Origin of the sequence: Gardnerella bretellae, from assembly GCF_048545135.1 — a bacterium.
Taxonomy (GTDB): domain Bacteria; phylum Actinomycetota; class Actinomycetes; order Actinomycetales; family Bifidobacteriaceae; genus Bifidobacterium; species Bifidobacterium greenwoodii.
In genome coordinates this window covers 182,719-190,621 of the sequence record NZ_JBKQXU010000004.1, presented here as the reverse complement: position 1 = coordinate 190,621, position 7,903 = coordinate 182,719, and the positions used below count along the sequence as shown (strand labels likewise).

General features: G+C 46.2%; 1 protein-coding gene. It reads left to right on the top strand.

All coding sequences use genetic code 11. The features are described from left to right. The first annotated feature begins 515 nt into the window (after positions 1 to 515). Positions 516 to 7,823, top strand: coding sequence for a peptidase (locus tag ACJV7B_RS04770; protein ID WP_419389090.1), 7,308 nt, complete (start codon positions 516 to 518; stop codon positions 7,821 to 7,823). Positions 7,824 to 7,903 lie beyond the last annotated feature (80 nt).

Below are 7,903 nucleotides of genomic sequence, written 5' to 3'. Positions count from 1 at the left end.
AGTCCAGTGGACTTCCAACGCGAGTTTCGTAGCAAGCGCGTTACCCGCGCGAGCGTTCCTTCATCGATCCTCATTTTGCGAGTTTTTGTTTGATGTGGCGCGAGTGCGCGGCTGGTTGCGTTGCTTTATAAATATTAATATTAGTGTATAAATGTATAAAATAATCGCGTTTTATACTAAACATTTGTTTAGAATCGCCATTAGAAATGTAATCTAGCTTACATTTGTTATATTAATTTTGACCGTAAAAACCTGCCAAAAACGTTGGAATAAAGCCTCACGGGGGGGGGTCTAGTAGGCTATACATCATAACAAATATGTTGCAACAAATATGTATATTCGGTATTATTGAATGTGAATCTCAATAAAAGAGATAGCGCTTTTGAGGGCTGAGCAGAAGTTTCATATGTATTTGACCGTAGTTCAATCAGCGTTTTGATTACTGCATCAAGCTCTTCGCTAATAAATTCACAAAGACTTGTTCAGAGAGAATTTGGTATTCAAGGAGATACACAATGACTAAGTCAAATTCTAGAAAGCACGCACGCAAGGTAACTTTGGATGCTGCAGTAAATAACGCAATTGAAAAGGCTGTTGACGCTCGTAAGGTGGCGGCGTTTACGGTTGGAGCCGCAGGCGTATTAGCCGGTGCGGCGTTCGCTTTTGGAGCAACTCCTGCAATGGCAGCGGAGACTGGTGCTGCGACTGAGCCTACAAAAGCACCTGTGGCTGCTGGTGAGAATGCTGGGACTGGTAAGAAGGATGAAGCTGGCAAGGCTGATTCCAAGGCTGATGCTAAGCCTGAAGCTAAGGAAACTGTAGCTAAGGAAACTGAGTCTAATAACGCTGAGGCCAAGGACGCTGCTAAGCAGGAGCAGGCTGACGATAAGGATCAGACTGAAGCTAATAAAGAGGCTGGGGATAAGGCTGAGAATACCAATAAGCAGACTGAGCAGAAATCCGAGAATACTGTAAATACTGATGGTACTGAAGATAAATCGACTGTTGTAAAGAGTCGTGGTAAGCGCTCGTTGCCTGATAATCCGCCGTCTGAAGATACTGCGACTGTTCAAGATCGCGCTTCAAATAATGATGCTAAGCCTTCACAGATTAAGCCTGACACATCGGATAAAGCTAATACCAAGATTGATGTTGACGAGAATAACGCTGACACTATGCCGAATATGTATGGCTGGGGAAGCACAGAAAACACGTTTAGTGAAGATGGCGAAAAGCACACGGTTACCTTCCACTTTGCAGCACCAAAAGATGGCAAGATTACCAATATTGCTATTTTCCCTGCTCAAAACAATGGTTTGAATAACGATAAGAGCAAGAGGGGTGCTGAATACTATTCTAGCGATCCTAAGATGCGTCAGAGCTTCTCTGGTACATATGAGTTTACGCAGAATGGTGACGGTTCTGCTGACCTTAAGATGAGCAATCTTTTTAGTAAGGGTACGGTCAATGGCGGCGCTGAGAAGTATGTTGCTAGTCGTTCTATTTTCGTGTACGTAACTAATAAAGATGGTAAAGAAGATGTTGCTTATAAAACAAATGTGTATCGTGCTGTAACGCTTGTTCCGCCAAAGACTTCCGGCTCTGTGGTTCTTAAGTATAATCAGCCTCTTACGGCAGAAAAGGTTCAAGCAGCAATTACTGAAGCTGGCAATATTAATACTGCGCGTAGCGATAAAAAGTCGGTGAATGATCAGCTTTCTGGTAAATTTACAGAAAATATTAACTTAAAAGCTGATGATGCTTACGACAAGACTACGTTTGATGCTATTAATAAGGAAACCTCAGCTCAAGGCGCAAAAGATAAGACTTACGTAGCTGGCGCGAAGACGCTTAACACCTACATGGTTACTGATTTAGGCTTTAAGTCGCAAGCTATTCCGCTTACTGTTGCTCGCTACGATGATCGCATCGAAAAGCCCGTCGTAGACGAAGTGGATATCAAAAAGCTCACAGATGACCAGAAGGCAGAAATTATTAAGAAGCTTGCAACGCTTAATCATGTGCCACAAGACAAGGTGACCTTCAACGATCAGGGCGAAGCTGTAATCAACTTCGATGGTGTTGATCCAAACGACGCTCCTAAGATTCCTTTGCGCGACCTTGTGTTGAAGCAGCTCAAGGAAGCTGATGTTACCGTTCCGACTGGCGATAAAGCAGTCTTTGTGGCTAACCCACTTGGATATTCAAACGCTGAACTTGACCGAATCAAGCAGTCGATTTTGGATGCTAACAAAGATAACCAAGAGCTTGGTCTTACCAGCAAAGACCAAATCACGCTTTCGTACATTGAAGGCGATACGGTGAATGCTGGACACAAAAATCAGGGCATCTCGAACGGTATGGCGGAAAACACGATTACCGTTAAGATTAAGACCGATAAGGCAGTTGCTGAGTTTACGTCTGATGTAAAAACGAGCAAGCTCACAAAGCTTCCAAATATTCGCAAGGATTACACAGTTTCGTGGGATGAGTCTAATAATAAGATTCAGGGCCGCGCCTCCGATGAAGGTCTTTCTTGGAGTAAAGACCATAAGACTATCATTTACCGCTACGATCCAACTAAGGCTACTGCGTTTAAGTCTGACGACGTTACCAAGCTGCTTACAGCTACGCCAACAGATTCAAACGCTGGCTTGCGTACGATTAAGGGCGACGAGACGCTTCAGTATGAAGGCTCAGGGAAAAATCCGCGCAAGTCGCACGTGCACTACGTGGTTGATACTAATGGCGAGCCTACAGGCGCGCTTACGCTTGGCATTATGAGTGGCGGCTACTGGAGAGGTGACCCTCAGATTACAGGCACTGAAGTGGATAGGGGTAACGTACTATCCAAGACGGGTGAATATAAGTGGGATGATGATGCTGAGCCTGTAACACTTGCGTCTAAGGATGGCAAGATTTATAGAGCGCGTCTTTTTGTGGCGCCGTATGGTATGGAGACCTACCAGCACGTGTACGCGTTCCCTGATAATAAGAATCCAAACAATACGCCTAAGGCGATTAACGTTATCTTTGTGCCGCAGACGAATCATAAGACGAAGGATTTGAAGACGTCGGTTGAGGGTCACAAGCTTGCTGCTGACAAGAAGACTCCAATTGATTCTGCGTACTACAACGCGTCTAAGGATAAGAAAGATGCGTATGACGAGGCGTTGAAGGAAGCTAATGCTGCTCTTGAGGCTGCTGGTAATACAGAAGATTCCAAGCTGTCTGAAGCGCTTAAGGCGCGCATCGATAACGCTACGATTAACCTTAACAAGGCTCGCGAGGCTCTTGATGGTGCTAAGACCGATAAGGATAAGCTGAGTGCCTCGATTGAAGCCAATGGCAAGGCCGCTGAAGGTGGTACTGCTGCAACTCCTGGTACGGTAACTACTGACAGGTATAAGAACGTTACTGAGCCTGACTTTAAGACACCTGATGGCAAGGCTGATACCAAGAAGAATGAAGCTGCTAAGGCTGCTAAGACAGCTTATGATGAGGCACTTGCTGAAGCTGAGAAAGTAAAGGCTGACGACAACGCCACGCAAAAGGCTGTTGATGCTGCCAAGGCTAAGCTGGACGACGCTCGCAAGAAGCTTAACGACTTCACCACCAACAAGGATGAGTTGAATAATGCTATCGCTCAGCATGGCAAGGTAAACACGGGCGATCCGACTAAGACCGATCCTGCAGAGAAACTTAAGACCGCCGACCCAACCTACCAGAATTCGAGCAAACAAGAGCAAAAGGCGTACGACGACGCTGTTAAGAAAGCTGATGAGGTCTCCAAAGATCCTAACGCTTCCCAGAAGGAAGTGAACGAGGCTATCAAGAAGCTTAAGGAAGCCAAGGCAGCGCTCGACAAGAACGCAACCAACAAGGCTCCTCTTGACGCTGCTGTGCAGAAGAGCTTCGATAACAATGATGGCAAGCAGAGCGTGTTCTATAAGAACGCCAAGAATAAGGCTAATGATTCGAGCGCAAGTGACGCTGATAAGCAGGCGGCTCAGAAGGCAATCGATGATTACGATAAGGCACTTGCAGAAGCTAAGAGAGTGCTTGGTGACAAGAATGCTACAAAGGCCGATGTAGACAAAGCAAAGAAAGCGCTTGAAGACGCTGAAGCAGCACTTCATGCTGACAACAAGTACTCTACGGATAAAACCGCTCTTGGTAAAGCGCTTGCAGACAACTTCAGTGGTTATTTGATGCCAGCGTACTTCAATGCCTTTTATAAAGCGCAAGCTGAGGGCAAAGATTCTCAAGCTGCAAAGGACTTCAAAGCCTATAACGACGCTTACCACGCTGCAAAAGACTTGATGACGGAGCTTAATAAGCCGAACAGTACTATAACGCAGGAAGACGTTGAAAAAGTTAAGAAACAACTTCTTGACGCGCGCAAGATTATCGATACGTATGCAACTGACACCAGCAGGCTTTCTGCAGCTGTGTTTAACGATATTGCCATTAAGGCAAGCCCTGCCTACAAGAATTTGAAGGCTCTTGCTGAAAAGACAAATCCAACGCCAGAAGAACAGGCTGATGTAGAAGCTGCCAAAAAGGCTATGGAAGCGTATAAGAAGGCAGCAGATAAACTACACAATGCGATTACTAACAAGCTTCCAAGGGATAAAGCAAATGGTCAGGATATTCCTGATAGCAATATCCCTGTGAAAGATGGCGACCTTAACGATAAGGACTACCTGAAAGACATTCAGGCGCACAAAAACGGTGAGCCACTGAACAGGGATGTTGACAGTATCCTTCAGGAAATGAACGAAGCAGCGAAGGCACTGGATAAGTTTGCGACCAAGACCGACGAGCTGATTAAGTCGATTAACGAGGACGCAAACACTCATCCAAGCCCTGCGTTTAAGAACGCCTCGCTGCCAAGCTACAAAAACGATGATGGTTCTGACAATACCGACAAGAACAATGCTGCTAAAAAGGCGGTGGATGCTTATGGTGAGGCTCTTAACAAGGCTAAAGAAAAGCTGAACGATCCTAACGCTACGCAGAAGGACATTAACGACGCCAAGGCTGCTCTTGACAAGGCTCGCACAGAGCTTGACAAGTACAACACCGACATCACCAAGCTCAAAGAAAGCGTAAAGAAGCATGGTACCAAGGAAGCCGTTCCTGCTCCAGAAGAAGGAACGCTTACTTCTGATGCGTATCGCAATGCGTCTGACCCTCACTTCTTAACTCCTGATGGCAAGCCAGATGAACAGAAGAACAAACAGGCCGCCACAGACAAGAAGGCGTATGACGCAGCTCTGCTTAAGGCACAGGAATTGCTGAAGAAAGCAGATCCTGATAGCAAGACGCCATTAGACGCCCAGCCAACTCAGAAAGAAATTGACGAGGCTTTGAAGAATCTTGACGATGCTCGTAAGAAGCTTGAGGATAACTACAAGACAGTTACTACTGATCTTGAGAACGAAATTAAAAAGTCTACTCCTGAGCATGCTTCTGTTACCGAAGACGACTTCGAGAATACGCCAGAGTTCAAGAATGCTAATGATAAGAAGGATGGCACCAACGAAAACGCCGATGTTAAGGCTTACAAGGAAGCCCTCAAGAAAGCACGCGATCTTGCACATGCTGCTAATCCTACAGATCCGAATGCGAAGAACAGTTCTCATCCAACTCAAAAGCAGATTAACGATGCTCTTGATGCCTTGAAGCAAGCCAAGCAAGCTATTACCGACGGCTACAAGACGGACGTTGATAAGCTTAAGCAGGCCAAGGAATATGCAGATGGCGCGTTCAAGAACACCCCTGAGTACAAGAACGCTACTGCCGTTAAGAACGACAACAATAATGCAAAGCATGAACAGGCTGGAAAGGACTTGGATGGAAACGATCAGAATCCTGGCTTAAGCAAGCTTGTTGAAAAAATAACTGCAAAATTGCAGGATACAAGCAAGATGACGCAAGCGGAAGTCGACGCGTTAGTGAAGCAGCTTGTTTCTGCACAAAGGAAGATAACTGAAAATTACAAGACTGATGTCAAATTGCTTTCTAACGAAGTTGGCGATAAGGACGAACAGGGCAAGCCTGTAACTCCTCCATTTGAAGCATCGGTTCCGTACAAGAACGCGCTTGAAAAGGCAAAGACAGAAGATCCTGCTACAACGGATGCTAACTCCGCAACCAAGAAGCTGGAAGCTTACAACGAGAAGCTCAAGGCTGCACAAGACTTGATTGCGCAGGTAAATAGCACCGATCCAAATGCCGACCCAGACAAAAAGCCAACGCAGAAGCAGGTTGATGATGCTCTTGATGCCTTGAAGAAGGCAAAGCAGGACCTTGCCGATGCCTTCAAGACAAACGCATCTGCTCTTAAGAATGAAGCTGATGATAAGGACGAGCACGGAACGGCTCATACTCCTGCTTTTGAGAGCAGCCCAGAGTATAAGAACGCTCTTGCTAAGAAGGGTGATGGCCAGGAAGATATTCCTGATGTAAAGGAATACCAGGCTGCGTTGAAGAAGGCTAAGGATCTTCTGAAGAAGTTTAGTGACGACGGTTCTGCGCCAAAGCAGGGTGAAAAGGACATCCCAACTCAGCAAGAAGTTGACGAAGCTCTTAATAATCTGAAGGAAATTAAGGATAAGATTACTAAGAACTACGTTACTAATCCGACCAAGTTGAACGAAGAAGTCAAGAAGTCGACTGCAGACGGCGCTGCCACTCCAACTGCTGGTTCGTTTGAGGACACTCCTGCGTTCAAGAACGTAACCAACAATAGTAGTGACGCTGCCAAGAAGGATCTCCAAGATTACAACGAAAAGCTCAAGGCTGCTAAGGATCTTCTCGAGGCCTTCGATCTTGTTAATGGTGGCGTAAAGAAGAATCTGCCAGCAGGCATGACTCAGGCTCCAACCCAACAGCAGCTCGACGAAGCTCTAAAGGCCTTGCAAGACGCTAAGAAGAAGATTGAAGACAACTACAGCACGGTCAAGTATGATTTGCGCCAAGAGGCTGGTGATGACTTCACTAAGTCTCCTGAGTATCAGAATGCTCAAGCTAAGGGTGATGACGCGTCTAAGCAGGCTCTTGAAGACTACAAGAAGGCGCTCGAAGACGCTAATTCTGTGCTTGCAGATCCTAACGCAACTCAGGCTGAGGTTGATGCGGCTTTGAAGCGTCTTCAGGATGCTAAGGCTAAGCTTAAGGCTGGAAATAGCACGGATAAGTCTAAGCTTCAGGATGAGGCTGATGATGATGCTGACTTCCGTAAGTCGCCGTACTTCATTATTGGCAATAAGGCTGATATTGAAGCGTATGAGAATGCTTTGGCTGAGGCTCGTAGCGTGCTTAACGATCCTAACGCAACTCAGGCTCAGGTTGATGCGGCTTTGAAGAAGCTTGAAGATGCTAAGAAGCGTATTCTTGACTTCTTGAGTCACTTCGGCGGCTCTGGCAATGGCACTGGAGATTGGAATGGCCACGGTTTTGTAAACGGCCATGAGTCTTATGGTACTTTGGTAGATAAGTCTGCTTTGCAAATCGAAGTTAACAATGCTGTGGACGCTAATGATAATACTGCTCAGGCTGTGGCTTACAAGCAGGCTTTGGCTGAGGCTAAGAGCGTGCTTAACGATCCTAATGCTACGCAGGCTCAGGTTGATGCGGCTTTGAGGAAGCTTCAGGCGGCTAAGGCTGCGTTGCTTAATAGTTTGAGTGGCGCATCTGGTCATAAGATTGCTAAGACTGGTGCTGCAACTGACTTGTTTGCAGGATTTGCTGTAATCTTCGCTGGTCTTGGTGCTGCAGGCGTGGCTTCTCGCCGTCGCAAGCACTCTAAAGAGTAACTTCTAGCGTAACTAACTAATCCCTCGCAGGTTATCCTCCGATAATCCGCGAGGGATTTTTGTACATCACCACAGTGTAA

Coding starts and splice junctions, on each gene's coding strand:
- ACJV7B_RS04770 (WP_419389090.1), top strand. CDS start 516: ATGACTAAGTCAAATTCTAGAAAGCACGCACGCAAGGTAACTTTGGAT.